The following is a 26,028-nucleotide window of genomic DNA, read 5'->3' on the forward strand; positions in this document are numbered from 1 at the left end:
CGTTCCTTTCCTCTCTCTATATTAACATGACTAATAGAGAGAAGAAAAATAACGGCTATTTTCTTTCATATATAAAACAGACTTATATTGGCATAAAGGGAAGTGACGAGAACAGCTTAACTATTCTCGTCCAAAATTACTCCTTGGATGAAGGGGTTTTCATGTATTATATTAACAGAGCTTTATTAATATTTAATTAAGCCATTGTTAATATATTGTAAACATCCTTCATCCTATTTTTCAGTTGCTGATTTCGGTAAAACAACTGTAAACGTTGTCCCTTCTCCAACTTCACTATCTACTGTAATCGTACCTTGATGCGCCTCAACTAAATGCTTTACAATCGACAATCCAAGGCCGGTACCACCAGTATTTCTACTTCTTGCTTTATCCACCCGGTAGAAACGTTCAAAAATACGCGGAATTTCCTCTTTACTAATACCAATTCCAGTATCCGATACTTTTATATAAGCATTATATTTATCTTCCGCTAACTCTACTGAAACAACGCCTCCAGCCGGTGTATATACGATTGCGTTATTAATTAAATTAATAAAGATTTGTTTCAAACGACTTGGATCTCCAATAACAGAGGCACGTTTTAATACATTCACTTGTAAAGAGATTTCTTTTTCTCCTGCTTTATTATCAAGTACCATATGAATATCTTCAAGCAGCCCCTTCATATCAACGGTTCCCATATTTAATTTAAATCCTTGTTGTTCGATCTTCGACAAATCTAATAAATCTTCAATTAATCCTTGCATGCGCTCACTTTCTTTTAAAATAATGTGCAAGAAATGTTCGCAGAATTTTTTATTATCCATCGCTCCGTCTAAGAGTGTTTCTGAAAAACCTTTAATAGAAGTAATCGGTGTCTTTAATTCATGAGAAACATTCGCTAAAAAGTCTTTTCTCATTTGTTCTAATTTCTTTAACTCTGTTATGTCATGGAATACGAGAACAATCCCTTTCCATTCATGGTTTGTCCCGATAATCGGCGCTCCATATACTTCGAAATGCTTCCGTTCAATTCCAAGTGGCAATAACATTTGTTTACGCACTTTCACTTCTGTCATAAAGATTTCTTCTACAAGCTCAATAATTTCTGTATGATGAAACGATTCATAATATAAGCGATCTAAATACTCTTCATCTGTTACGTGGAAAGTTTCCTTATAAGAGCGGTTTACAAGGTTTATATACCCGCGGCTATCAATTAAAATCATTCCGCTTCCCATATTTTCAATTAACGTATGCAGACGATCTTGCTGCATTTCTTGTTCAAGTGTCATCTCTTGTAAGTTACGAGCTAAAATATTAATCGCTTTACTCAGCATTCCTGTTTCATCCGAATGACTTTCGTATGCACGTGCTTTATAATTACCCTTTGCCAATTCAATTGCAACTTTCGTAACCGATTCAATTGGCCTAATATATTGCCCTGTAATTTTCATACCTAAAAATACAACTACGAGACAAGCAATGACAAATCCGATAATTAATAATCCCCACGTTTTTTGATGTACGTCTCTTAAAGGATCAATTATACTTTTCACCAAAATGTATCCTTGTTTTCCTTCTACATCTTGAACGAACACCGCATGATAAAATTCATTCTTTCGATCCGTTTCTTTCGTAATTACTTTACTTCGTTGTTTTGCCACTTCCGAAGAAAGTTCTTTAATCGTCTCTGGACTAAATGCCAATTCTTGTCCTTTTCTATATTGAACTTTCTTTTTTTCATCCAAAAATACGATAGAAGCTGGTATTTTTTCTTCTAACTTTTCAAATACGTATGGATTTTTTAAGACATTATCAAAACCTTGCTCTTCTGCTAACGTCGCAACATACTCTGTCTCTTTTACCATTCTCTCTTTAGCATGATCTATATAGTAGTTTTCAAACACAGTTTCTAGTAATAAACCTAGTCCAACTAAAATAAATACAATAAGAGAAACAAATGTAAAAAGAAGCCTGGAACGAAATTTATTCATTCCCTTTTGGCTCCTCTAATTTATATCCTAAACCACGTATCGTTTTAATGTACGTCGGTTTTTTCGTATTTTGTTCAATTTTATCGCGCAAATGGCTAATATGAACATCAACAATTCGTGTATCACCAGCAAAATCGTAATTCCATACAGCACTTAGTAATTGATCACGTGTCAACACGCGACTTTTATTTTTCGCAAGATACACAAGTAGTTCAAATTCTTTTGGTGTTAATTCAAGCTTTCTTCCTTGGAAATAAGCCTCATAAAACTCCGGTAAAATTTTAAGTTCTGCAATTGTGATGCTATCTTCATCTGGCGCTTCTGCAACTTGTTCTTCTTGTTGTAATTTCGTACGGCGCAAAATCGCCTTCACACGAGCAACAACTTCTCTTGGACTAAATGGCTTCGTCATATAATCATCCGCTCCAAGTTCAAGGCCTAGCACCTTATCAAACTCATCATCTTTTGCCGTTAACATTAAAATCGGCGTCATAACGCGCTGCAATCGTAATTCTTTACACACTTCCATACCATCCATTTTCGGAAGCATTAAATCTAATATAATTAAATCTGGGCGTTCTGTTGTCGCTTTTTGAAGCGCCATTTCTCCATCCATCGCTGTTATAACTTCAAACCCAGCTTGTTGTAAATTAAATTCGATTAAAGTTAAGATAAATTCCTCATCATCAACTACTAAAATACGATTGTTCATTCTTTTCCTCCAAGTTATAGACTTGAAACCTTCTTCATCCTAGTATTTTCCCCGTTATTCTCATCATACTAGAAAACAAGGTCCCTCTCAATATAATTGTCTATTCATGGAGATCGTTTGTGTAGAATTGAGAAAATAGAAGTAATTACAATTCACCTGCAACTACACAGGATTTTGCCAAACTTTATAGATTGCTCTCTCTTCTTTAAAGCTCACTTCCGTATGAACTATAAAATCTTAATTTTATGCTAGGAAAAACGAAAGAGCATACGCTATTTTATAATCTGGTATTTCATATCCATCAAATACTCTCCCGTACATTCCATTCGCAACCCGGTCTGCCCACACTTCAGCTTCTCTTACCGTTTCAAAGATCACGTCTTCTCTTTTCCACCTTACCTAAAAAACCACTCCTTTAATTGACTTCAATTACCGATGATTATATCATTAATCTTAATATATAAATTAATAATATACGGAGGTCTATTATGCGACTAATACTATCCATTCTATCTTTAGCAGTCACATGTATCCTTGCTTTTAACGCTCCGAGCTGGGATACGATTAAAACGGGGTGCTCAGAATTTGCTGAAGGGTTCAAAGAAGGGTTCTTCAACTAAAAATAGCGCTAGCATCCTTATTAAAGGTATGCTAGCGCTATTCATATTTTCATCTTTTTAAAAATTATCTAATGCTTTTTCCATAATAGAAACTGATTTAAAAGGTGGCGTTACTGTTAATGAACCTTTCACAACAGTTTCTCCTTTTTCATCATGAGCAGATACAAGCATATCAATTGTATGTTCCTCCTCAGAAACAGCCACAACTTCAAAGTGGATTTGTAACGTTTCATAATGGTGAACATGTTTCACGAATGTAAGGTCCTTTCTCGTAATATGACTTCCTGGACCCGGTAAATATTTCGTAACCGCCGTTGTAATCATTCCCGTTAGCATAATGCTTGGTACAATCGGCTTTTCATACGGAGTTTGGGATGCGTAATCATGCTGAATATATAATGGATTGGCATCATTCGTTAACCCTAAGTACAATAACAAATCTTTATCCTCAATTTTTTCAGTGATAGATAATTTCTCTCCTACTGTAATTTCATCCATTTTACGACCAATTTGAACTTTTTTCTTTAACATGTTACAACCCCCTCCGATTTTTTCACCTTATTATCCTACTAAAAGCGATACCTTATCCGAAATTTACTATGATGAGGGCAATGTATAGTATAAATCTACAGTTTCATTATAGGATATTACAAATGATAGCGTTTTCATATTATTTCAAAAAAAACAATTCGGTAAATAGTAGAAAAAGATTCGGAATCCCGAATCTTTTTCACTACTATTCAATTATTAAACAAGAACTTTCATTACATTACGTACAGATTCTACAGAGCGATCTAACGCTTCTTTTTCATCTGCAAGAAGTTCTAATTCAATAATTTTTTCAATTCCGTTACCACCTAGAATTACTGGTACCCCTAAGTAAAGGTCACTATAACCATACTCACCTTCAAGGTACGCAATAGCTGGTAATATACGGCGTTGATCTTTTAAGATTGCTTCTGTCATTTCAACTAAAGAAGCTGCTGGTGCGTAATATGCACTACCGTTTCCTAATAAGCCTACAATCTCACCGCCACCTTTACGTGTACGTTCTACGATTGCTTCTAAACGCTCTTTCGGAATTAACGTTTCTAACGGAATACCGCCTGCATAAGAATAACGCACAAGAGGTACCATGTCGTCACCGTGTCCGCCAAGAACAAATCCTGTAATGTCTTTTACAGAAAGATTTAATTCTTGTGCGATGAATGTACGGAAACGAGCTGTATCTAATACACCCGATTGGCCGATTACACGCTCTTTCGGGAATCCTGCTTCTTTAAATACAGAATATGTCATTGCATCAACTGGATTTGTTAACACAACAATAATTGCATTTGGTGAATGTTTTGCAATGTCGCGCGTAATACTTTTCATAATTTTAGAGTTTGTTGCTACTAAGTCATCACGGCTCATACCAGGCTTACGTGCAATACCTGCTGTAATAACGACAACGTCAGAATCAGCAGTATCTGCGTAATCAGATGTTCCAATAATGTTAGCATCAAAACCTTGTACTGGGCTCGCTTCTAACATATCTAACGCTTTCCCTTTTGTTGGATTTTCCAGTTGTGGAATGTCCACTAATACAACATCTGCAAGTTCTTTTTGTGCTAATAAGAATGCCGTTGTTGCTCCTGTAAATCCTGCACCGATGACTGAAACCTTCTTGCGTTTGATTGTCATAATTTACCCCCCGCTTTAATTATGCGTTTTTGATTATCGCTACATCCATGTTTTTAATAAGTTCATTAGCGAACTCAGAACATTTCACTTCTGTTGCACCTTCCATTAAGCGTGCGAAATCATAAGTTACTACTTTTGAAGCAATTGTTTTCTCAACAGAAGCAGTTACTAATTTCGCAGCTTCGTTCCATCCTAAGTGTTCTAATAATAATACACCTGAAAGAAGAACAGAAGATGGATTTACTTTATCTAAACCTGCATATTTTGGAGCTGTACCGTGTGTAGCTTCAAAGATAGCATGTCCAGTCACATAGTTAATGTTTGCACCAGGTGCAATACCAATTCCACCTACTTGTGCAGCAAGTGCATCAGAGATATAGTCACCATTTAAGTTCATTGTTGCAACAACATCGAACTCACGTGGACGAGTTAAAATTTGTTGTAAGAAGATGTCTGCAATAGAATCTTTTACGATGATTTTTCCAGCCACTTCAGCGTCTGCCATCGCTTTATTCGCTGCATCTTTACCATCTTTTTCAACGATACGATCGTATTCAGCCCAAGTAAATACTTTGTCGCCAAATTCTTGTTCCGCTACTTCGTAACCCCAGTTTTTGAAAGCACCTTCTGTAAATTTCATAATGTTTCCTTTATGAACTAATGTAACAGAAGAGCGTTTTTCGTTAATTGCATATTGAATTGCAGCACGAACAAGACGCTTTGTCCCTTCTTCTGAAATTGGCTTAATACCAATACCAGATGTTTCTGGGAAGCGGATTTTATTAACACCCATTGCTTCTTTTAAGAAAGCAAGAACTTTTTCTGCTTCTGGAGATCCTTGCGCATATTCAATTCCAGCATAAATGTCTTCTGTATTTTCACGGAAAATAACCATATCAGTATCTTCCGGACGTTTTACAGGTGAAGGAACACCTTCAAAATAACGAACTGGACGTAGACATACATATAAATCTAATTCTTGACGAAGTGCTACGTTTAGAGAACGAATACCACCGCCAACTGGAGTTGTAAGTGGACCTTTAATCGCGATTAAATATTCACGAATTAAGTTTAAAGTTTCTTCTGGTAACCACTCGCCTGTTTGGTTGAATGCTTTTTCCCCTGCAAGCACTTCTTTCCAAACGATTTTCTTCTCACCATCATAAGCTTTTTCAACTGCTGCTTCTAGTACGCGAGATGCAGCTGCCCAAATATCAGGACCAATTCCATCTCCCTCGATAAACGGAATAATCGGATTGTTTGGTACATTCATAACACCATTAGTTACAGTAATTTTTTCACCTGTCGTCAATGTGATAACCCCCATGTTTGAAATTTCATATGTATGAAACTGAGGGAATAACCCCTCAGTTCAAACCGTTAGTCAAATTAAAATATTCTAATCATTACATCTTTCCGAAAAAATCAGACTTTTGAAAGCGTATTTTCACTATCAAAATAGTGTTATTCGCTTATCGTTGTGCAATTGGAACATACACTTGATGCGTTGGTCCATTATAATCAGCACGCGGACGAATTAAACGGTTGTTTTCATATTGTTCTAGAATATGAGCTAACCAGCCTGACATACGGCTAATTGCAAAAATAGGTGTAAATAAGTCATGGTCAATTCCTAAACAATGGTATACAGAAGCTGAATAGAAATCAACATTTGGTGGAAGACCTTTTTCTTTTGTTACAATGTCTTCAATTTTGATAGACATATTATACCATTTCTCTTCTCCTAAAAGCACGCATAATCTCTTAGACATTTCACGTAAGTGTTTTGCACGTGGATCACCCTGCTCATACACACGGTGGCCAAAGCCCATGATTTTCACTTTATTTTGAAGAGCATTATGAATATATGACTCTACATTTTCTTCTTCACCAATCTCAGTTAACATCTTCATTACATTCTCATTTGCCCCACCGTGAAGAGGACCTTTTAATGCACCGATTGCTGCTGTAATACCAGAATATACATCTGAAAGTGTAGCTACGCAAACACGTGCAGTAAATGTAGAAGCGTTTAACTCATGATCTGCATGAAGTACAAGCGCCTTATCAAAAGCTTCAATTTCAACTTCATTTGGCTCGCGATCATTTAACATGTACAAGAAGTTTGCAGCTAATGATAAATCCTTTCTTGGCTCAACAATATCTAAACCTTTACGGATTCTCGCGTAAGCAGCAACTAAAGTTCCCACTTGAGCCTGTAATTTAACCGCTTTCAAATAATTGGACTTTTCATCCATAATTTCAGCGCTCTCATCGTATAATGATAGCATGGAAATTGCAGTTCGTAAAACAGACATCGGATGTGCAATTTTTAAATCTACTTGTTTCAAATATGTTAAAATCTCACCTGGAACTTTATAGTATTCAGATACAATTTCATTAAATTCCGCTAGTTCTTTTTCATTAGGAAGCTTGCGGTGCCATAATAAGTACACTACTTCTTCAAACGTAGCATTCTCAGCTAAATCATCAATATTATACCCAACATAAGTTAATGTATCATCAATAATAGAGCTCACAGATGATGTTGTTGCTACTACCCCTTCTAAACCTCGAATAACAGTCATGACATTCTCTCCTTTTCCTGAAAATTCTCCCAACCTTGCTCCTTATATCTATTTGCTCCCCTTATGAATTATGAACGCCCGTTCACTCTTTAGGCAAGCAAAATGCACGATCATGCAAATTTGTTGCGGTGTTCCCCTCTTATTGTCCATTGTTTACATGGAAAGCATGAGCGTGAATGTCTCCCCGAATCCTCACGCTCAAAACAACAAGTTAGTGAGGAAAATAAATTCCGAAGAGTTTTATGATAAAAACAACATAAAACAATATCATTATAAAATTGTTTTATGTTGTTTTTATTTTATCTGGTGTAAAGTCTCTGCTGTTATGTAACTTTTCAAAGTTTCTAATCCTATTATAAACAATTATCTGACTTTTGTGAACAGAAAGAATTCAAAAATTTTATATTACTATAAAATTCCTCATTTAAACATTTGTATAATACTCATAACCGCATAGGCAATTCCAGCCCCAATTAACGGACCAACAGCAACCCCATTAAATAACGCAACCGCTATAATTGTCCCAAAAACAAGCGCAGTTGTAATATGAGGATCCGTTGTCAACAATTGTACGCCGCCTTTCGCTAACAAAGCGACCACTACACCTGAAGCTAAAGCAATCCACGCATAATACGATTTCGCCGCTTCTCCAAGTTGTTTAAAACCTATTTCCCCCGTCGCAATCGGTACGAGCACCGCTATTGTAATGACCGTTACACCTAGGTTAATTCCTTTCGTTTGTAAATAAGGAAAGACCTTATCTCCTAAAAACGTAAACTTCAATAGAAATAACACACCAATAGCTACAGTAAGCGATTGGTTTTTAGCAATAAGTCCTATAATAAGTAGTATGAATAAAAATAACGTTGACTGACTAATCATGTTTGCACTTCCTTTCTGAAAATAATGAACTCATTTCCAAACAAAAATACCTTTAAACCTATCGTTATACATGCTATATCGATGCCTATTCAACATGAATCACTTCATTTTTTATGTATTTTAAAATGAAAAACTGAGACTTTCACCATCAAAATTTAAGCATGTATACATTTTAAAAAACGGGCGTCTCTTCTTTCTTTTCTAATTAGAAACAGGTAAAATAAAAAGAAGAGAAAATGAAGTTTTTACCATATAGTAGAAGCATCAACACCAAGCTTTCACAGTCACTCACATACTGAAAAAGCAAGAAAAATCCATCATTCCACTATAACATAAAGTGAAACTTTAATCAGTGGGGCATTTTCCACTGATTATTAGTTGAACCAATCGGGCTTTTACGGGCAGTTTATCTCCATCTAACTCCTTTGATCCAGCCGCACTTCGGGTAGGAGATTTACTGCCCGTTAATGCGGGGTAAAGCGAAACTTTAATCAGTGGGGCACACTCGTTATAAGTTGAACGAATTAGGATAATCCAAATTGGAATGGGAGGTATACATCTTTGAACCGAAACTTACTATATATGATATTGCGACTCATATTTGTCATTGTAGCAACGGTAGCTGGGTTCTATGTATTACTATACATGTCAGGGCTTATCTATCCTTTTATTATCGCTTTTGCATTTGCTTATTTGATTAATCCTGTCGTCAATTTCCTTAATCAAAAACTACAATTTCCTCGCGCACTAGCAGTACTCGTTAGCTTAATTCTCGTATTTGGAGCTATCGTTGGACTTGTTACATATCTTGTGACTGAAGCAATATCTGCCACAACATACTTACTACAACTTGTTACAGTAAAGTTTCCAGATATCGTTACATTCGCTCAGCAATTTGCACTTAATCATATTATGCCTCTCTACGATGATTTAATCTCTAAATTTAATCATCTTGGAGAACCACAGCGCTATACAATTACACAAAACATTCAAAACTTAGGAACAGAAGCAACAACACAAATGAAAGAACTTTTAACCGCCATTATAAGCGGGTTAACGAATTTCATTAGTGCACTGCCAACAACTTTAACTGTCCTTGTATTCATTTTATTAGCCACTTTCTTCATTAGTTACGATTGGCACCGTCTTGCTCAGAAAGCAAGAAAATTGCTACCGAATCGTGTACATGGCTATGGAAAAACTATTTTTGTCGACTTAAGAAAAGCTTTGTTTGGTTTTGTGAAAGCACAACTTACACTCGTATCTATGACAACTGTCATTGTACTAATCGGGCTTTTAATATTACGCGTACCATACGCCATTACTATCGCGATTATTACAGGGGTTGTAGATTTACTACCATATTTAGGAACAGGCGCAGTCTTTGTTCCATGGGTTATATACGTATTTTTCACTGGCGATACCGCATTCGCCATTGGTCTTCTCATTTTATACATCGTCGTGATTGTCCAAAGACAAATTATGGAGCCGAAAGTACTTTCATCTAACATCGGTCTCGATCCATTAGCAACACTCGTCGCTCTATTTGTCGGCTTTAAACTTTTTGGCTTTTTAGGATTAATCATCGGCCCAGTCACCTTAGTACTACTTAATACATTACACAAAGCTAATGTCTTCCATGACTTGTGGAAATATATTAAAGGTTCACCTTCAAAATAATAGTTTCTAATTCATACACAACAAAAAACTTACCTGTAATCAGTGGGAAATTCCCACTGATTATTCCTTGTACTTATTTTTCATACTTATTACATAAAACAAGAGAATTGCACTCAAAAAAGATAATTCTCTTGTTTTTTTGCATGAAAAACGCATATTCCGTGGTGTTTTTACATATTTATTCTATTTATTTTATAATTATCATTTACATTTATTACTTTTTATGTAAATGAATAAATATACAAAACAGCATGAAATAAGACTTCAACTAACAATCTCCGCCTTTTTATATGAATTTTTTACACCAATCGTTCCTCTATATAAGAAAGCAAAACTTTAATTTAGCAGTGTTTCCCTCCATCTTATTCATCCAAATTAATAGCACTAAAAAATCACAAGTTTAATCGAAGTACACACAAGAGTTCAAACGAAAATTATATAGCAAATATAATAAGCGAACGTTTTGTTCATCCCCACTCATCATTCGCCCCACATCAGACACTTACGAGCAGCCCAGCTTCGAGATAGAAATTCCACCCCACAAATAGCGCGGTAAAGCAAAGCTTCAATCAGAAAATCCCTCTCCTCTTACAAGACAAAAAATAGCACTTAGATTTCTACAATCTAAGTGCTATTTCTGAATAATAATAGTAGAATTCTTTCTAAATTTCCATTCCATCCACTTCATAACAAGCGGCTTCAATAAAGCTCTCGTAATAGGGATCACGCAGATAAACCCTAGCATATCTGTCACATACCCAGGAAGCACTAAGAGAATACCTCCTACAAATACAAAAATACCATCTAGTACCGCCTCACCTGGCATTTCCCCTCTATTCAACTTAGATTGAATCTCTCCAAGCACTTTAAACCCTTGTCTTTTCGCCAAATACACACCTACAACACCTGTAAATACAATCATAGCGAACGTAGACCATAAACCTATTACATGACTTGATCCAATTAAGACCGTAATCTCAATCGCCGGTATTAAAATAAACAAGAATAGTAACCACTTCATAGTTCTACACCTCTCTCACATCTCACTTTTAACGCCCTCACAATGCCTATATACATCATATGAAATATAGATACCCTTTCATATTAAAACCCATAACAAACAGCTTTTAAAAGCAATTCTAGGCGCTTTAAGCTAATTCTATCTCGTTTTTGTGTAAAAAAAAGAGAAGGACTCCGATCCTTCTCTCCGTATTACTTATAGCACTTCCGCATGTCCATTATAAACAATTCCGCGTGCTGCATCAACTGTTACTTCTTGGCCATTTTTTAAAGTTGCTGTTACGCCGTTTACACCAACGATAACAGGAATACCGATTGATACACCTACAACAGCTGCATGGCTTGTTAAGCCACCTTCTTCTACAACTAAAGCTGCAGCTTTTTCGATTGCAGGAATCATATCTTTATCAGTGCTTGTTGTAACAAGGATATCACCTTCGTTTACGTTCGCTACAGCTTCAGCAGCTGTTTTCGCTACAACTACTTTACCTTTTGCAGCTTTACGACCGATTCCTTGTCCTTTAGCAATTTCTTCACCAACAACGTGGATTTTCATTAAGTTTGTTGTACCAGTTTCAGCTACTGGAACACCAGCAGTAATCACTACAGTATCTCCAAGTCCGATTAGACCTGCATCCATACCTGTTTGAATTGCTGTATCTAACATTTCATCAGTTGAAGCTGCGCGCTTCTCAGCCATAAATGCTTGTACACCCCAAACAAGTGCAAGACGACGTCCTACTTGCTCGTCAGATGTTACAGCTACGATTGGAGATTTTGGACGGTATTTAGAGATCATTTTCGCAGTATATCCACTTTCTGTTGGAGCTACGATTGCAGCTACATCAAGAGCAAGTGCTGTATGTGCAACAGATTGGCTAATTGCATCTGTAATTGTTGGAGTGAACTCTTTAATACGTTTTTTGAACATATCTTCATATTGCAATGATTTTTCAACGCGTACCGCAATGTTAGCCATCATTGTTACTGCTTCTACTGGGTATTGTCCAGCAGCTGTTTCACCTGAAAGCATGATTGCATCTGTACCATCGAAGATTGCGTTAGCTACGTCACTTGCTTCCGCACGAGTTGGACGTGGGTTACGTTGCATAGAATCTAACATTTGTGTTGCAGTAATAACTGGTTTACCTAACACGTTACATTTTTTAATTAGACGTTTTTGTACTAACGGTACTTCTTCCGGTGGAATTTCTACACCCATGTCACCACGAGCTACCATTAAACCGTCAGAAACTTCTAAGATTGAATCGATATTGTCGATACCTTCTTGGTTTTCGATTTTTGGTACGATTTGGATGTATTGAGCGTTATGCTCTTCTAATAATTCACGGATTTCTAATACGTCAGACGCTTTACGTACGAATGAAGCTGCAATGAAATCAACTTTTTGCTCGATACCGAAGATGATATCTTTTACGTCTTTTTCAGTGATACCAGGAAGCTTAATGCTTACGTTTGGTACGTTAACACCTTTTTTATTTTTTACAGTTCCGCTGTTAAGAACTTTTGTACGGATGTTTCCATCAGCTTTTTCGATTACTTCTAGTTCGATAAGACCGTCATCGATTAGAATACGAGAACCTGGGTCTACATCGTCATAAAGACCAGCATAAGATACAGAGAACTTCTCTGCAGTACCTAATACTTGCTCAGTAGAAAGAACTACTTCTGCACCTGTTACAAGCTCAGCTTGTCCGTCTACGAAGTCGTGAGTACGGATTTCTGGACCTTTTGTATCAAGTAAGATACCAACTGTTTTACCAGTCTTCTTTGAAGCTTCACGAATGTTTTTAATACGAGCTCCGTGCTCTTCATGGCTACCATGAGAGAAGTTTAAACGAGCAACGTTCATACCTGCTTCGATTAATTGCTCTAATTTTTCAATACTTTCACTAGCAGGACCTATAGTACATACAATTTTAGTTTTACGCATATTGCACCTCCGAAAATTATGAAACCGTTCCCAAATATCTGACATTACGCCGATTAGATGGATAATTCTTTAGATAATTGATACATATCTTTATCGATTGTATGCTTTTGAGCTAACGCTTCGATAATGTCATGATCAACAAGTTTGTTATCTTGAATACCTACACAACGTCCGCCTTTACCAGCAATTAACAATTCAACTGCTCTTGCGCCAAGACGACTTGCTAATACACGGTCTTGTGCACTTGGTGATCCACCACGTTGTACGTGACCTAATACAGTTACACGAGTATCAAAGTTTGTTGCTTCTTCAATGTGCTTACCGATGTCAATTGCACTTCCAACACCTTCAGCTACAACGATAATACTGTGTTTTTTACCACGTTCACTACCACGCTTCAGACGAGCGATAACATCATCCATGTCATACTCTTCTTCTGGAATTAAGATTGTTTCCGCACCATCAGCTAAACCAGCCCATAATGCGATATCACCAGCGTGACGTCCCATTACTTCGATAACATATGTACGTTCATGAGATGTAGCTGTGTCACGAATTTTATCAATTGCATCAATAACAGTGTTTAAAGCTGTATCGAAACCAATTGTGAAGTCTGTTCCAGGGATATCATTGTCGATTGTACCTGGTACACCAACACATGGGAATCCTTGTTCAGTTAATTTTTTAGCGCCTTGGTAAGAACCATCTCCACCAATAACAACAAGTCCTTCGATACCGTGTTTCTTTAATTGCTCGATACCTTTTAGTCGTACTTCTGGATCTTTAAACTCAGGACATCTTGCTGTATATAATTTTGTACCACCGCGGTGGATAATATCGCCAACAGAACCAAGTTCTAATTTTTCAATGTGACCAGAAATTAATCCAGCGTATCCATGGTAAATACCATATACTTCAATATCATGGAAAATCGCTTTACGAACAACTGCACGAATGGCAGCATTCATACCAGGTGAATCTCCACCACTTGTTAATACACCAATACGTTTCATTTGTACTCACCTCATAAAGATTATTTGCCTTATAATAAAATAACACGAAAAAATATAAAAATACAATGGAGAAGATGTGTCTTTTCATAATAAAAACGTGCATTCGCGAAGTGGAACGCACGCTTTTCTTATTTTATCCAAATGGAAGCGTTTGAAAACGAAACTTGCCCAATTTTCATATATTTTTCATAACGTTTTTCGATTAATTCATCTTTCGAAATTCCGTTTAATTGTTCAAAAGTTTTCCGAATCATTAAGTCTATATTTTCTGACTGTTTCAAAACATTACGGTGAGCTCCGCCTCTTGCTTCTGGAATAATTTCGTCAATTACACCTAATTCTTTCAAATCTGCTGCTGTAATTTTCATTGCCTCTGCAGCTTCCTTTGCTTTTCCTGCATCTTTCCAAAGAATTGCCGCTGCACCCTCTGGTGTAATAACAGAATAAGTGGAATTTTCTAGCATATGAATGTAATCTCCAACTCCAAGGCCTAGCGCACCACCACTACCACCTTCGCCGATAACGATACAAATAACAGGTACCGTTAAACCTGCCATTTCAAATAAATTGCGGGCGATAGCTTCACTTTGACCACGTTCTTCAGCAGCTTTACCAGGATAAGCTCCTTTCGTATCAATAAAACAAATAATAGGACGATTGAACTTTTCCGCCTGCTTCATTAAACGTAATGCTTTTCGATATCCTTCTGGATGAGGCATTCCAAAGTTACGGCGAATATTTTCTTTCGTATCTTTTCCGCGCTGATGCCCAATTACAGTTACAGGCATCCCTTTATATTTCGCAATGCCGCCGACAATCGCTGCATCATCGCCAAATAGACGATCTCCATGACATTCGAAAAAATCAGTAAATAAGTGCTCAATATAATCGAGCGTTGTCGGTCGTTCAGCATGACGAGCAATTTGAACACGGTCCCATACTTTCAGATTGCCGTATATATCTTCCTCTAAATTTTCTAGCTTTTCTTCCAAAATACGAATCTCCTCACTGAAGTCCATCTGGCTGTTTTTCGTATAGTCTTTCAGTTCACGAATCTTATTTCTTAGCTCAACAACTGGTTTTTCAAATTCTAGCTCTGCCATACAGCCATTTCCCCTCCTTGATGAACTTCTAAAATCTTGCGAAGTGATTCTCTCATATCATCACGATGCACCACCGCATCTAATTGACCATGATCTAGTAAGAATTCTGCCGTTTGGAAATCTTCTGGTAGTTTCTCACGCACCGTTTGTTCAATTACACGTCTACCAGCAAATCCGATAAGTGCACCTGGTTCTGCAAGATTATAATCACCAAGTGAAGCGAAACTCGCTGAAACCCCGCCCGTCGTTGGGTGAGTCATAACAGAAATAAATAATCCTCCTGCATTACTATGCTTTTTCAAAGCTACGCTTGTTTTTGCCATTTGCATTAAACTTAATATACCTTCTTGCATACGGGCACCACCCGAAGCAGTAAAGATAATAAATGGAACTTGTAAGTCGTACGCCTTTTCAACCGCACGGGCGATTTTTTCTCCTACTACAGAGCCCATGCTCCCCATTCGAAAACGAGAATCCATTACTGCAACAACAACAAGCATGTCATCAATTGTTCCTTCACCAGTTACAACCGCTTCGTTCAATTCAGTCTTCTTACGATCGCTCTCTAGTTTCTCTTCATAACCTGGAAACTCGAGTGGATTTAACGAAACCATTTCTTTGTCATACTCACGGAATGACCCTTCGTCCAATATACTATCAAGACGTTCCCATGCATTCATAGGATGATGATATCCACAATTCACACATACTTTTAAATTTTTTAGAAGTTCTTTCGTATACATGATTTTTTTACATTCCGGACATTTTGTCATAACGCCATCTGGTACATCTTTTCGTACTTGTTCTGAAGGTATTGCAGCGTACTTTTTCTTTTTCACGAATAAATCTCTTAGCACAATTTGACCCCCTTCGTTGAGAGCTAAGGTTAGCGTAAGAAGAAAATGGGGCTAACACCAAAGTTTGATGTTAGCCTTATCTTCTCAATCTGTCTAATAACCTCACTCTTTACGTTTAACTTTAACCGCTACGCGGTAGAATGTTTGTCATAACGTGTCATGGTCATTTCGACAAATTTTATACATTACGAGTGAAACTGTATATTCTCTACTAATTCATCGTAAATTTTTAGTGCATCATTTTCTTGTTTTTCTTCCAAAGTAGCATAAAGCTTTCTATACATATCGATAGAATCTCTTGAAACTTTACAAGAAAGAGTTGCTACGTAATCATTTACGATCATCCAAATGCGATATAGTAAATAATTATCGACTTGTTCAATAAGTGTTTTAAAGAACGTTTGATGAAGCGTTGGGACTGAGCTTTCATTTCCTTCAAGTACTTGGTGTAATCTACTTAGTACTTTAGAAAACGTTTCTTTCGGTAAATTACATACAATTCGAATCATATCTTTCTCAAGTAATCGTTTCGTTTGTAATAAATCACGAATTGTTTTCTCATCTTGCAATAAGAACGGAGCAATTAATTGTACAAGACCGTTATCATAAAAGTTTCGAATAAACGTCCCTTCACCACGTCTCGTTTCAATCAATCCTACCAGTTCTAAAGCACGCAATGCTTCTCTTACAGAGGAACGTCCTACGTTTAAGCGTGAACTTAACTCACGCTCAGACGGCAAACGATCCCCCGCCACCAAACCATCCTCTTCCATAATGGAACGGATTTTTTTTACAATTTCGAGATATACTTTTGTATTTGATGATGTCAATGGAAATTCCTCGCTTATTCTTTACCAATCAGCGCTAATTGTTTTGTTTTTTCAGCGATCTCATTTGGATCTACTTGACGGCGAGCTACTCCTGTCTCCATTGCTGCTTTTGCAACGTAAGCCGCTACTTGAGGCGCTACACGCGCGTCAAATGGTGCCGGAATGATATAGTCTGCATTTAACTCATCTTCTGCTACAAGCTCAGCAATAGCCTGTACAGCTGCCATCTTCATTTCTTCGTTAATTTGTGTCGCATGTACGTCAAGTGCACCGCGGAAAATACCAGGGAACGCCAGTACATTATTTACTTGGTTCGGGAAGTCAGAACGACCTGTTCCAACAACAGCTGCGCCCGCTGCTTTTGCCAATTCTGGCATAATTTCTGGAACTGGATTCGCCATTGCAAAAATAATCGCATCGTCATTCATTGTACGAACCATCTCTTCTGTTAATGCACCTTCTGCAGATACACCAATGAATACGTCCGCACCTTGTACAACATCAGCTAAAGAACCTTCTATACGATTCTTATTTGTATATTTTGCAACTTCATCCTTCACCGGATTCATACCTGTAGGACGACCATCATAGATTGCGCCTTTACGGTCACACATAATAATGTCGCGTACACCATAGCGATATAAAAGTTTAATAATTGCAATACCTGCTGCACCTGCGCCATTTGCGACAACTTTAATGTCAGACATTTTCTTTCCAACTAATTTCAGTGCATTTACAAGACCTGCTACTGTTACAATAGCTGTTCCGTGTTGATCATCATGGAAGATAGGAATATTTGTTTCTTTTTTCAAACGCTCTTCAATAATGAAGCAGTTTGGTGCTGCGATATCTTCTAAGTTAACGCCGCCAAAAGTTGGCTCCATTAATTTTACAGTTTCAACAATTTTATCTACATCGTTTGTATTTAAGGCAATTGGGAATGCATCTACACCAGCAAAGCTCTTGAATAATACAGCTTTACCTTCCATTACTGGAAGAGATGCTTCAGGTCCAATGTTACCAAGACCAAGTACAGCTGTTCCATCTGTCACAACTGCTACCATATTTCCCTTCATCGTATATTCATATACCTTACTTTTATCGTCATAAATTTCTTTACAAGGTTCTGCAACCCCTGGAGAATATGCAAGACTTAAATCTTTTGCATTTTCTACTTTTACTTTTGATACAGTTTCTAATTTTCCTTGATGCACTTTATGCATGTGAAGTGCTTCTTCACGAAGTGTTGACAAACTATCCACTCTCCTCAAATTATTCTTGCTGATATCAATTTCTCCAAGTGGTCTGACCACGAACACTACTACTATAATAATCGAAGTGTAGGGAAATTGTCCATTATATTTTCACAACTACATTTTCTTCCCCGACAATTTCACGAAGTGCTCCTAAACATTCTTCACTTGGATGAATCGATAAACTCCGAGATAATTGTACCATTTTATGTTCCTTTTCATAATAAATTAGTACTTTCGCAAAACCTGAATAGTCGAACAATATTTTCGTAACCTGATTTAAAAGCTTTTTCTCATACTGAGACGGCAATTTCACGTAAACAGATGCGTCTTTCTTTTCTTCATAAACATCCATTTCCTCTAGCGGATATAGTCCATTTACAATCCATTGCAGCTTATGATTTCTTAGCTCAATCGTACCGTCAACTAAAACAATTGCTCCTTCTTGCAACTTATCCGAGAAATGTATATACGTTTCCGGGAAGAGGACTGCTTCCATTTCATCATTTTGATCACAGAATGTAATAAATGCCATCTTTTGAAACTTTTTCGTACGAATCACTCTCACACTTGTTATATACACAATAGCTCTTTGTACTTTTTTCTTGTGTCGCATCGCCTGAGCGAGAGATGGAATTTCTAATTCTTTTGCTAACTTCACATATTGCGCTGTCGGATAACTTGATAAATAAAAGCCAAGCGCTTCCTTCTCTTTATTTAGTTGTTCAATAAAAGATAACTCTTCTCCTTGTACATATTTTGATTTTGGAACAGCATCTCCTAAATCACGTGCGAGATTCGCGTACTCTAACGCCCCTTTAATACTTTTCCATAAATTCGTTCTCGAAACACCAAAATCGTCAAAACATCCCGACCAGACGAAAGCTTCTAAATTACGCTCCGTTACGAACTTTGACGGCATACGAAGACAAAATTCAAATAAATCTTCGAACATTTTTTTCTCTCGTTCTTCTAATAATGCCGTCACTGTAGCCATGCCAATATTTCGGATCGAAAGTAAACTGTAACGTATCGCATTCCCTTCTATTTGGAAGTTGTAGCCACTCCTCTGAAGAGACGGTGGCAAAACGTGAAAACCTTTCCGCTTCGTTTCTCGTATATACTGTACAATCTTATCTTCATTTCCAATTGCGCTTGATAATAATGCCGTCATAAATTCCAGCGTATAATTCGCTTTCAAATAGGCAAGCTGATATCCGATCATACTGTAAGCTACAGCGTGACTTCGGTTAAAACCGTAATTCGCAAATCTTACAATTAAATCATAAATTTTCTCTGCGGATGTCTCATCATAACCATTTCGCAAACATCCTTGGACGAAATGCTTACGTTCCTGATCTAAAATATCACGATTTTTTTTACTCACCGCACGGCGCAGTAAATCTGCTTCTCCGAGCGAAAAACCAGCTAACTTCGATGCAATTTGCATAATTTGTTCTTGGTATACAATGACGCCGTATGTTCTTTCTAAAATTGGCTTTAAATCCGGATGTAAATATTCAATTTTTCTTTTTCCATGTTTCGATTCAATAAAAGTCGGTATCTGTTCCATCGGTCCTGGTCTGTATAACGAGTTAACAGCTACGATATCTTCAAACTCATTCGGTTTTAACCCGCGAAGTACATTTCGCATACCACCCGACTCAAGCTGGAATACACCTGTTGTATCCCCTCTCCCTAATAATTGGAACGTCTTTTCATCTTGAAGAGGTAAGTTTCTTATATCGATTTCTTTCCCTGTTTTGTTCGCGATAAATTTTATAATATTTTCAAGTAACGTTAAATTACGTAATCCTAAAAAGTCCATCTTAAGCAAACCAAGTTCTTCTAGCGCATCGGCTGGATATTGCGTAACATAAACATCGTTATGTCCTTCTTGAATTGCTACACTTCCTGTTAGCGGTTCTTGACTCATAATAACACCAGCCGCATGAATAGACGTATGACGTGGTAAACCTTCTACACGTTTTGCGATTTCAAATACACGCTCATGCAGAAGATTCCCTTGTATAAACTCACGAAGTGATTGTGATTCTTCATATGCATCTTTTAACGTTATACCAAGCTTTGATGGGATAAGTTTTGAAAATATATCAATATCTCGCGGCGGAAGCCCCATTACGCGGGCAATGTCTCTAATTGCCGCTTTTGCTGCAAGCGTACCAAACGTTACAATTTGCGCAACACGGAGCTGACCGTATTTATCTTTCACATAGCGAATCATCTCATCACGTCTTACGTCTGGAAAATCAATATCAATATCGGGAAGCGTCACACGTTCAGGATTTAAAAACCTTTCAAATAATAGATCGTATTCAATTGGATCAATATCTGTAATTTCTAATACGTATGAAACGAGTGAACCAGCTGCCGATCCACGACCTGGTCCTGTTAGAATATGATTTTCATGTGCATACTTCATAAAATCCCATACGATGAGGAAATAATCACTAAATCCCATACGAGAAATAACATTTAATTCATGATCCAAACGCTTTATATGCACTTCTTTCGGTTCACCATATCGTTTCCGCAAACCTTCTTCACAAACACGACGCAAATATATATCACTCGTTTCATTAGACGGAACAGGAAATTTCGGAAGTTGATTTACATGGAACGGTATTTCTACTTGGCAACGCTCTGCAATTTTTATTGTATTTTGGATTGCTTCCGGCGCGTGGGAAAATAGTGCTTCCATTTCATCCGATGACTTTAAATAATACTGATCTGTTTTCAGCCTCGGCCTATCTGGATCAGTCATTTTCGTTCCACTTTCAACAGATAGTAAACATTCGTGAACAAGCGCGTCACTTTGATTGATATAGCGCACATCGTTTGTTGCAACGACCGGAATATTAACCCTACTAATAAATTCAGGTAGTTTCTCTTGTAAAAGCAACTCATCTTGAATCGCATGATGCTGCAAACTCATATAAAAATGGCCAAACATATTTTGATACGTGCGAGCTACTTCTTCAGCCTGACTCTCATTGTCTTCTAGTAATAATTGCTCAATTTCGCCATCTTTACCTGGTGAAATTGCAATTAATCCTTTCGCATAATGCGCAAGCCACTTCTTAGGAATACCTTCTTTGGACTTTGTCATAATACTGCTAGAAATCTTTAATAAATTTTGGTAGCCTATTTCATTCTCAGCAAGTAATACAAGCGGATAAGACCTTTCTTCTTCTTCACTAAAAATAGAAGCGGTTAATCCAATAACAGGCTGTATACCATGTTTCTTACATGCTTTATAAAACGGAATAACGCCATACATAACATTTTCATCCGTAATAGCCAGCGATGAAAAACCGAGTTCTTTCGCCCTGACTACAAGCTCATCAATTTTACAAGCACTTTTTAATAAACTAAAAACGGTTTGACATTGTAAATGCACAAACTTCACTGTTGTACCCTCTCTTTACCTATTTGACTACTTTTATTATAGGTGATGAGGAAAGCGGAAATCAAAACATACTTCTTATACTTTGTCCATATATATGAAGAAGAAAGGGGAATGACGATGGATGTAAGAGAACATACTTTTTTCTCTCTGCTTATTATTAGTTATTTTATTGCCTTTGGGGTTATACTTGGCGGTTCATTAATTGGTGGATTTGGTGCGTTTCTTATCGGAAAACCAGCTCTAACTTACATTAATCAATTCGCCCAAAATTTAAGAATTTGGGCACTCGTTGCAGCAATCGGCGGAACATTCGATACCTTTTATAGCTTTGAAAGAAGTTTCTTTGGCGGAGATATGAAAGATATCGTAAAGCAAATTCTCCTTATTTTTTTCGCAACTGGTGGTATGCAAACAGGTCTCATTATTATTAAATGGCTAACGCAGGAACATGTATGAGAGTACCAAGTGCCAATACAGCAAAAAGATGGTACTTAGTATTAGCTGGGGCTGCTGTTGGAGGCGTGTTGAGCTGGTTTATTTTTTTGTACATATACGGTGTTTTTCAAGAAGAACAAGCTAGTAAAATAGCAGAACAAAGAGAAATTATAGAAAAACAAGAAGCAAAGCTCCACGTCCTTCTCGAAGATCAAGAAAAATTGAACACTGAAAATAAACGGCTCTTAACCATTCAAGAGATTAAAATAAAACTTATCAATCGAGAAAAATACGATTTAGACAATCTCACACTCGAAAATATGACTACATCTATCCATAATGACCTCCAACATCTTTTAACGAAAAACATTCAAAGTATCGCAAAAAATAAAGACCTACTTAAAAAGGTAATCGAAAATAAAACGTACAAACATTACGATCGGCTATACCGTTTTAAAGTCGATACAATATCTTTTGATACAGTGCTTGAAATTAGCATTACTATAGAGAAAGAAAAATAAAGAAGGAGGGCTTTAGCGCCGCTCCTTCTTTTCGTTCTAACATATAGTCTCTTATTTACAAATCTCACGTAAATCAGCAAAAAGACGATCCGCTTCTTCCCAAGAAGATGCCTTCGCACCAGAAGCCATCGGATGCCCCCCGCCGTTATATTGCATTGCTAATTTGTTTATAACTGGTCCTTTTGAACGAAGACGAACACGAATTACGTCGTCTTCCTCTAAAAATAGAACCCACGCCTTTAATCCATCAATATTGCCAAGCGCTCCAACAACACCAGATGCTTCAGAAGGAAGTACATCAAACTCTTCTAATACTTCTTTCGTTAATTTAATGTAAGCTGCTCCTTCTTCTACCATCGTAAAGTTTTGTAAAATATAACCGTTTAAACGAGCAATTTTTTCTTTTGTCTTATACATCTCATTGTATAAATCTGTGAATTTCACACCCATGTCAACAAGCTCACTTACGTAACGAAGTGTTTTTGCTGTCGTATTCGGGAATAAGAAACGACCTGTATCTCCAACAATTCCTGCTAAAATAAGGCGGGCTGCTTCTTTTGTTATTTTTAATCCTTTATCTTTTCCATAGTTATAAAACTCATAAATCATTTCACTTGTAGAACTCGCTGTCGTATCTACCCACGTAATATCTCCATATGGATCTTCATTTGGATGATGATCAATTTTAATTAACATCTTCCCTTTTGTATAGCGTTGATCGTCAACACGTTCTTGATTCGCAGTATCACAAACAATAACAAGCGCATTTTCGTATACACTATCTTCAATATCATCCATTACTCGTAAGTATGCTAGTGACGGTTCATTGTACCCAACCGTATAAATATTTTTCTCTGGAAACGATTCTTGTAGAATTGTACCAAGACCACCCTGTGAACCTAACGCATCTGGATCCGGACGCACGTGGCGATGAATAATAATTGTATCAAACTCTTTAATTGCTCCTAAAATTTGCTCATGCATATGTATAATCTCCTTTTTAATCAACTTCTTCACTTTATCCTCCATTATAACGGAAAGTATTTCATACATGCGAACAATTGCTTTATAATAAAAGTTAGAAAGTTTAGATATTTCTTTTTCTTTTCTATTATTTTTCACAAAGCGATGGGAGTGTTCATTATGCCAGTATTAGTCTTCTGTATTATCGTCTCATTTATGTTGTACCTCTTTTACAAAACAAAATACTTTCGTACAAACCGCCCAATGGAGAAAGGTTGGCTCTCAGGAAAATCCGCAATGGCACTCGGTTCATTCGTTTTATTTTTCGGGATAAACCAATTCTTTTTAGAACTTTCAACCGCTCGTATTATCGTTGGTGTTTTATTCGTTCTATTTGGTAGTGCAAGTGTATTTAACGGGTTTCGCCAATACAAACATTTCTTGCCATTAGCAGTTAAAGAAGCTGAAGTCTATGAAGCAACGTAAAAAAGCATCAATATTGTGATGCTTTTTTACGTCCCTTAACTTTCAAAATCATATACGCAACAAACGCAGATGGTATATTAAATGGGTTCCCTTGTACGTGAAAATGTAATTGTTCTTCTCCAAAAGACATTTTTTCATATAGCTCTCGCTGAGATAATCCTGTCTTTTCCTTTTTTTCATGTAAACCTTGTAAATATAAATATTGAATCGGTATCATTACAAGAAAGTAAAATAGTGCGATACTACCAAAAAAGAGTACGGCTGACGACATAATGCATACCACCTCTCACGATTCCATTTTCTTACAATATAATCATAACACAATATACAACTGAATTGAATTATTATTCCGTCTTTTCTCACATTACTTTTCCACTCCATCCCATACATATTTCACTAAAACTCCCATCTAAAATCATGCCTTTCAAATTTAAAACAACAAAAAAAGATGGAACAAATCAAAACGATTTGTTCCATCTTTTTATTTATCGATTAACTGAACCATAAGTAATGCTTTTCCAACAACATTACCTTCATGATGCACCTCTACATCGACCTTACCAAATTTACGTCCAATTTCTAATACTTTCGGATGAACAGATACAACATTATCAATTTGAACCGGCTTTACGAAATAAATCGTTAAGTTTTCAACAATTAAATCGCTTTTCTTTTGCGCACGAATGACGCGATTTGTCGCTTCTGTCACAATTGTTGCAAATACACCGTACGATAACGTCCCGATTGAGTTCGTCATTTGCGGCGTCACCGAAAATTGATATAGATGCTCATTCTTCGCTTCTTTTGGTGTCATAAATTGATTCGTTACAATATCATCAATGGTTTCTCCAACTTGTGGCTGACGTTGAATCATTTGCAGTGCCTGAAGTACATCTTGACGGCTAATAATACCTTGCAGTTTGTTTCCTTCCTCAACGACAGGAAGTAATTCAATTCCTTCCCACACCATCATACGTGCCGCAGCTGCGACAGACATTTTACCGTTCACTGTAATTGGGTGTTTTGTCATTACTTTATCAATTGGTGTTTCTTTCGCTACTCCGATCATATCTTTTGAAGTTACGATTCCTAGTACTTTGTTACTTTCATCGACAATTGGATATCTTCCGTGCATTGTCTCTTCGTTATATGCATGCCATTGCTGTACTGTATCACTCGGCTTTAAATATAACGTTTCTTCAATTGGCGTTAAAATATCTTCAACGAGTACAATTTCTTTCTTAATAAGTTGGTCATAAATTGCACGATTAATTAACGTTGCGACCGTAAATGTATCGTAGCTACTTGAAATGATCGGCAGCTTTAATTCGTCTGCTAATTTCTTCACATGATCTTCCGTATCAAAGCCGCCCGTAATTAATACAGCGGCTCCAGTTTCTAGCGCTAATTCATGTGCATTGGTACGGTTACCAATAATGAGTAAATTCCCAGCTTCTGTATAGCGCATCATCGCTTCTAACTTCATAGCTCCGATTACGAATTTATTTAATGTTTTATGTAGTCCTTCTCTGCCCCCAAGTACTTGACCGTCGACAATGTTAACGACTTCTGCATATGTCAGTTTTTCGATATTCTCTTTCTTCTTTTGTTCAATTCGAATTGTTCCGACACGTTCAATTGTACTAACATATCCTTTATTTTCTGCATCTTTAATTGCACGGTAAGCGGTCCCTTCACTTACACTCAAATCTTTCGCAATTTGTCTTACAGAAATTTTATGGCCTACTGGCAGGCTATTAATATGTTCTAAAATTTGGTTATGCTTGGTAGCCAAATGGTTTCACCATACTTTCTTTTCCCTAAATTCTTCATGTGTTGTACTTTCAGTATACTATATTTTCAAAACTGTTACACTCTCTCTTTGCATCATGCCCATCAACTTAAAAATCTTCACTACCCCCAAGTGTAAAAAAACGTTATTCTTTCTAAAAAAGCTAGACTAGAAAGGATGACGTTTTCTTATGAATCTCTCGATTC

At 36.9% G+C, this 26,028-nt stretch carries 23 protein-coding genes and 1 pseudogene; 5 read left to right on the plus strand and 19 right to left on the minus strand.

The annotated features are described in order from the left end of the window. Positions 1 to 233: 233 nt before the first annotated feature. The 3 genes and pseudogenes from phoR to MR168_RS33685 all read right to left on the minus strand — a co-directional run bounded on the left by phoR (position 234) and on the right by MR168_RS33685 (position 3,087). Positions 234 to 1,997: a sensory box histidine kinase PhoR gene (gene phoR / locus MR168_RS16680; protein ID WP_001032106.1), complete on the minus strand. Its 1,764-nt coding sequence runs from the start codon at positions 1,995 to 1,997 to the stop codon at positions 234 to 236. Beyond that, positions 1,990 to 2,709, minus strand: coding sequence for a two-component system response regulator PhoP (gene phoP / locus MR168_RS16685; protein WP_001065220.1), 720 nt, complete (start codon positions 2,707 to 2,709; stop codon positions 1,990 to 1,992). Before phoP ends, phoR begins: the two co-directional genes overlap by 8 nt. Positions 2,710 to 2,871: 162 nt before the next feature. Further along, positions 2,872 to 3,087: pseudogene (locus MR168_RS33685) on the minus strand (hypothetical protein). A gap of 110 nt (positions 3,088 to 3,197) precedes the next feature. Between MR168_RS33685 and MR168_RS33380 the strand changes: the two are divergent. After that, complete coding sequence (locus tag MR168_RS33380) at positions 3,198 to 3,329, plus strand: hypothetical protein (RefSeq protein WP_001237022.1); 132 nt, start codon at positions 3,198 to 3,200, stop codon at positions 3,327 to 3,329. A 57-nt stretch (positions 3,330 to 3,386) separates the two neighbouring features. On the opposite strand, the gene MR168_RS16695 is transcribed toward MR168_RS33380, so the two are convergent. The 5 genes from MR168_RS16695 to MR168_RS16715 form a co-directional block, all read right to left on the minus strand. Next, a complete protein-coding gene (locus MR168_RS16695; protein ID WP_000914180.1) occupies positions 3,387 to 3,860 on the minus strand; it encodes a MaoC family dehydratase in 474 nt (157 codons plus the stop codon). Between the two features lie 216 nt (positions 3,861 to 4,076). Beyond that, complete coding sequence (gene mdh / locus MR168_RS16700) at positions 4,077 to 5,015, minus strand: malate dehydrogenase (RefSeq protein ID WP_000153230.1); 939 nt, start codon at positions 5,013 to 5,015, stop codon at positions 4,077 to 4,079. 19 nt (positions 5,016 to 5,034) lie between these two features. After that, a complete protein-coding gene (gene icd / locus MR168_RS16705; protein ID WP_000206898.1) occupies positions 5,035 to 6,327 on the minus strand; it encodes an NADP-dependent isocitrate dehydrogenase in 1,293 nt (430 codons plus the stop codon). A gap of 160 nt (positions 6,328 to 6,487) precedes the next feature. Beyond that, the gene (gene citZ / locus MR168_RS16710; RefSeq protein WP_000503652.1) at positions 6,488 to 7,636 is read right to left on the minus strand and encodes a citrate synthase; all 1,149 of its coding nucleotides are present in this window, start codon (positions 7,634 to 7,636) and stop codon (positions 6,488 to 6,490) included. 387 nt (positions 7,637 to 8,023) lie between these two features. Continuing rightward, on the minus strand, positions 8,024 to 8,485 hold the full coding sequence (locus tag MR168_RS16715) for a DUF441 domain-containing protein (RefSeq protein WP_086411923.1): 462 nt from the start codon (positions 8,483 to 8,485) through the stop codon (positions 8,024 to 8,026). 561 nt (positions 8,486 to 9,046) lie between these two features. On the opposite strand from MR168_RS16715, the gene ytvI reads away from it, so the two are divergent. Next, entirely contained in the window at positions 9,047 to 10,165 is a 1,119-nt protein-coding gene (gene ytvI / locus MR168_RS16720; RefSeq protein WP_001081388.1) for a sporulation integral membrane protein YtvI, read from the plus strand. A gap of 631 nt (positions 10,166 to 10,796) precedes the next feature. Here ytvI and MR168_RS16725 read toward each other — a convergent pair. The 8 genes from MR168_RS16725 to dnaE all read right to left on the minus strand — a co-directional run bounded on the left by MR168_RS16725 (position 10,797) and on the right by dnaE (position 21,625). After that, a complete protein-coding gene (locus tag MR168_RS16725; RefSeq protein ID WP_000871628.1) occupies positions 10,797 to 11,186 on the minus strand; it encodes an FxsA family protein in 390 nt (129 codons plus the stop codon). Between the two features lie 195 nt (positions 11,187 to 11,381). After that, positions 11,382 to 13,139 carry a pyruvate kinase gene (gene pyk, locus MR168_RS16730; RefSeq protein ID WP_001232673.1) on the minus strand — a complete coding sequence of 586 codons (1,758 nt, stop codon included), beginning with the start codon at positions 13,137 to 13,139 and terminating at the stop codon, positions 11,382 to 11,384. Between the two features lie 53 nt (positions 13,140 to 13,192). After that, entirely contained in the window at positions 13,193 to 14,152 is a 960-nt protein-coding gene (gene pfkA / locus MR168_RS16735) for a 6-phosphofructokinase (protein ID WP_000821157.1), read from the minus strand. 128 nt (positions 14,153 to 14,280) lie between these two features. Then, positions 14,281 to 15,255: an acetyl-CoA carboxylase carboxyl transferase subunit alpha gene (gene accA, locus MR168_RS16740; RefSeq protein ID WP_000818805.1), complete on the minus strand. Its 975-nt coding sequence runs from the start codon at positions 15,253 to 15,255 to the stop codon at positions 14,281 to 14,283. Beyond that, complete coding sequence (gene accD / locus MR168_RS16745; RefSeq protein ID WP_000942856.1) at positions 15,243 to 16,112, minus strand: acetyl-CoA carboxylase, carboxyltransferase subunit beta; 870 nt, start codon at positions 16,110 to 16,112, stop codon at positions 15,243 to 15,245. The genes accA and accD overlap by 13 nt, the downstream gene beginning before the upstream one ends. 185 nt (positions 16,113 to 16,297) lie before the next feature. Next, positions 16,298 to 16,942: a FadR/GntR family transcriptional regulator gene (locus MR168_RS16750; RefSeq protein WP_000204448.1), complete on the minus strand. Its 645-nt coding sequence runs from the start codon at positions 16,940 to 16,942 to the stop codon at positions 16,298 to 16,300. Positions 16,943 to 16,956: 14 nt separating this feature from the next. Beyond that, positions 16,957 to 18,165, minus strand: coding sequence for an NADP-dependent malic enzyme (gene ystJ / locus MR168_RS16755; RefSeq protein WP_161508111.1), 1,209 nt, complete (start codon positions 18,163 to 18,165; stop codon positions 16,957 to 16,959). A 133-nt stretch (positions 18,166 to 18,298) separates the two neighbouring features. Then, a complete protein-coding gene (dnaE, locus tag MR168_RS16760) occupies positions 18,299 to 21,625 on the minus strand; it encodes a DNA polymerase III subunit alpha (protein ID WP_000673728.1) in 3,327 nt (1,108 codons plus the stop codon). A gap of 42 nt (positions 21,626 to 21,667) precedes the next feature. Here dnaE and MR168_RS16765 point away from each other — a divergent pair, with 42 nt between their 5' ends. Next, a complete protein-coding gene (locus MR168_RS16765) occupies positions 21,668 to 22,081 on the plus strand; it encodes a YtrH family sporulation protein (protein ID WP_002005839.1) in 414 nt (137 codons plus the stop codon). After that, the gene (gene ytrI, locus MR168_RS16770; RefSeq protein WP_001265736.1) at positions 22,078 to 22,581 is read left to right on the plus strand and encodes a sporulation membrane protein YtrI; all 504 of its coding nucleotides are present in this window, start codon (positions 22,078 to 22,080) and stop codon (positions 22,579 to 22,581) included. The genes MR168_RS16765 and ytrI overlap by 4 nt, the downstream gene beginning before the upstream one ends. Positions 22,582 to 22,632: 51 nt before the next feature. Here ytrI and MR168_RS16775 read toward each other — a convergent pair whose 3' ends face one another. Beyond that, positions 22,633 to 23,565 carry a DHH family phosphoesterase gene (locus tag MR168_RS16775; protein WP_000545136.1) on the minus strand — a complete coding sequence of 311 codons (933 nt, stop codon included), beginning with the start codon at positions 23,563 to 23,565 and terminating at the stop codon, positions 22,633 to 22,635. 159 nt (positions 23,566 to 23,724) lie between these two features. On the opposite strand from MR168_RS16775, the gene MR168_RS16780 reads away from it, so the two are divergent. After that, positions 23,725 to 24,030, plus strand: a complete 306-nt coding sequence (locus MR168_RS16780) for a YtpI family protein (RefSeq protein WP_001144776.1) — start codon at positions 23,725 to 23,727, stop codon at positions 24,028 to 24,030. Between the two features lie 7 nt (positions 24,031 to 24,037). On the opposite strand, the gene MR168_RS16785 is transcribed toward MR168_RS16780, so the two are convergent. Further along, positions 24,038 to 24,301, minus strand: coding sequence for a DUF3949 domain-containing protein (locus tag MR168_RS16785; protein ID WP_000093045.1), 264 nt, complete (start codon positions 24,299 to 24,301; stop codon positions 24,038 to 24,040). 210 nt (positions 24,302 to 24,511) lie between these two features. Then, entirely contained in the window at positions 24,512 to 25,825 is a 1,314-nt protein-coding gene (locus tag MR168_RS16790; protein WP_000201572.1) for a CBS domain-containing protein, read from the minus strand. Between the last annotated feature and the right edge of the window lie 203 nt (positions 25,826 to 26,028).

The organism is Bacillus cereus group sp. BfR-BA-01356, assembly GCF_022663635.1.
GTDB classification, from domain to species: domain Bacteria; phylum Bacillota; class Bacilli; order Bacillales; family Bacillaceae_G; genus Bacillus_A; species Bacillus_A cereus.

Bases quoted from the DNA above. Each gene is read 5' to 3' on its own strand.
- ytrI (WP_001265736.1), top strand. From the start codon at position 22,078: ATGAGAGTACCAAGTGCCAATACAGCAAAAAGATGGTACTTAGTATTA.
- MR168_RS16785 (WP_000093045.1), bottom strand. From the start codon at position 24,301: ATGTCGTCAGCCGTACTCTTTTTTGGTAGTATCGCACTATTTTACTTT.
- pyk (WP_001232673.1), bottom strand. From the start codon at position 13,139: ATGCGTAAAACTAAAATTGTATGTACTATAGGTCCTGCTAGTGAAAGT.
- pfkA (WP_000821157.1), bottom strand. From the start codon at position 14,152: ATGAAACGTATTGGTGTATTAACAAGTGGTGGAGATTCACCTGGTATG.
- accA (WP_000818805.1), bottom strand. From the start codon at position 15,255: ATGGCAGAGCTAGAATTTGAAAAACCAGTTGTTGAGCTAAGAAATAAG.
- MR168_RS33380 (WP_001237022.1), top strand. From the start codon at position 3,198: ATGCGACTAATACTATCCATTCTATCTTTAGCAGTCACATGTATCCTT.
- mdh (WP_000153230.1), bottom strand. From the start codon at position 5,015: ATGACAATCAAACGCAAGAAGGTTTCAGTCATCGGTGCAGGATTTACA.
- MR168_RS16715 (WP_086411923.1), bottom strand. From the start codon at position 8,485: ATGATTAGTCAGTCAACGTTATTTTTATTCATACTACTTATTATAGGA.
- MR168_RS16775 (WP_000545136.1), bottom strand. From the start codon at position 23,565: ATGCATGAGCAAATTTTAGGAGCAATTAAAGAGTTTGATACAATTATT.
- MR168_RS16725 (WP_000871628.1), bottom strand. From the start codon at position 11,186: ATGAAGTGGTTACTATTCTTGTTTATTTTAATACCGGCGATTGAGATT.
- ystJ (WP_161508111.1), bottom strand. From the start codon at position 18,165: ATGCATAAAGTGCATCAAGGAAAATTAGAAACTGTATCAAAAGTAAAA.
- MR168_RS16695 (WP_000914180.1), bottom strand. From the start codon at position 3,860: ATGTTAAAGAAAAAAGTTCAAATTGGTCGTAAAATGGATGAAATTACA.
- phoP (WP_001065220.1), bottom strand. From the start codon at position 2,709: ATGAACAATCGTATTTTAGTAGTTGATGATGAGGAATTTATCTTAACT.
- MR168_RS16780 (WP_001144776.1), top strand. From the start codon at position 23,725: ATGCCAGTATTAGTCTTCTGTATTATCGTCTCATTTATGTTGTACCTC.
- phoR (WP_001032106.1), bottom strand. From the start codon at position 1,997: ATGAATAAATTTCGTTCCAGGCTTCTTTTTACATTTGTTTCTCTTATT.